This window comes from Pseudomonas sp. SIMBA_041, assembly GCF_046535095.1.
Lineage (GTDB): Bacteria > Pseudomonadota > Gammaproteobacteria > Pseudomonadales > Pseudomonadaceae > Aquipseudomonas > Aquipseudomonas mucoides.
In genome coordinates, this window is record NZ_JAWRXJ010000134.1 from 1 (window position 1) to 317 (window position 317).

Genomic DNA, 317 nt, shown 5'->3' on the forward strand with positions numbered 1-317 from the left:
GGTTGGTTGAGGATGGCAGCACATGCGATTCGCCAATAGCCTTTAGAATATCGGGCGCATGTCCACCACCTGCCCCTTCAGTATGAAAAGTATGGATACAGCGGTCTTTAAAAGCAGCGAGCGTACTTTCGAGATAGCCACTTTCATTTAAAGTATCGGTATGAATGGCCACTTGCACATCATAGTCGTCAGCGACACTCAAACAGTTATCAATAGCTTGCGGCGTTGTACCCCAATCTTCATGTAGCTTTAGCCCCACGGCACCTGCTTCGATTTGTTCAGCAATAGGTTCTGGTACACTCACATTACCTTTGCCC

General features: G+C 47.6%; 1 protein-coding gene. It reads right to left on the reverse strand.

What is annotated here, in order from left to right:
- The coding region (locus tag SB725_RS30565; protein ID WP_410923089.1) for an amidohydrolase family protein at nucleotides 1-317 on the reverse strand (317 nt) is incomplete at both ends.